Annotated in this window: 1 pseudogene; it reads right to left on the bottom strand. The window is 36.8% G+C overall.

What is annotated here, in order from left to right:
- Positions 1-1,367, bottom strand: a pseudogene (locus AC4AGG_RS16430) (hypothetical protein); the annotation flags it as partial.

The following is a 1,367-nucleotide window of genomic DNA, read 5'->3' as shown; positions in this document are numbered from 1 at the left end:
ACCGTTACATCAGTCCCTGAATATATTATACTATAAGAATGATTAGTCGAAGGTGTAAAAGTAAGCGTTGAAAAACTACCTATAGCTGTTGAAAAAGTTTGTGACACACCATCAACTGTTACCGTTCCTGTTCTTGCCCCAGAATAATCTCCCAAAGTTGTTTCTATAATAACGCTGGTATCTGAAGGGTAGCTGAGACCTGTTGCAAGTGAACTTCTCACAAAATTAAAATTGAAACTAAAAGCATCTCCAAAAATAAAGTCAGTTAATAATGCGTTCGCATTTGCCCTATCTCTTGCTCCATCTAATATTCCTGAAAAGGAGTAATTCATATTGGAAGCCCCACAAATCGTCGGATTTTCAACAGTATCTAAAATGCCATCATTATCATCATCAACATCACAAACATTCGCAAGACCATCCCCGTCAAAATCATTTGAAGTAGGATTCCCATCGGTACTTACTTGATAGCTACATGTTTGACATTGTGATGATTGAACACTTGCATTTTGAGATGAATTTGTAGTTTGCCCTGTTCCTGCAATTTTTGGGACACCCAGTGTTGTTGCAGTAGTCCCTACAAAATTTCCTAAATTTAAAGTAACAGGTTGATTATAAGTACCACTTGTTGCTCCCGTATTTCCGCCTGACATACTTGAACTTACTAACAAAGAACTTGGAAAACCCGCTCCACCTTCCAATGCATCAGGGCAGCCATCATTATCACTGTCTAAATCAAATGAATTTAGAATACCATCACCATCTGTATCTATTGGAGTACAGTCGGTAGAGAATTCAAACCTACAACCATTTCCAGTATTCCCAGTATCTGTTTGTTGCCAACTAAAAGAGCTTGCATCATTCATTGTAAAACTAAATGTACCTTCTGCTGGATTCAGCTGGGTAAGAGCAGTTGTATAACTGTTTGTTGCTCTGGTTGGATTTAATCTAAACCTTATAGAAGTAGATGTATAGGTAAATGTTGGAGAACTTACCAAAACCCATGAACTTCCATTCCAATATTGTAATTGTTGGTTAGGATCATATAAAGTGATGGGACTGCTTGAAGTAAATATTTCTTCCTCATTGCTCGAAAAGTAAAATCCACCTGAACCTAAAAATGTTTGAGGATATTTAACTACCAAATCAATAGGTTGACTATAAGTCCAATTGTATTTAATGGTTTGATTTGCTTTTACATACATCAAAAATTGCCCTGAATTAAAGCCTTGTGGATAACTTGTACTAAACGAATTAGCAGCTGTAGCAGGATCTAAAGAGCCGCTTAATGTAATAGGGCTATTAGAGGTAACTGGCTGGTTATTATAGGTGCTTGCAAAAGTAGAGGTTCCTAAACTTAATACTCC

The sequence above is a fragment of the Chryseobacterium sp. CG10_8 genome (assembly GCF_058117085.1).
This window is presented reverse-complemented; position numbering and strand designations above follow the sequence as displayed.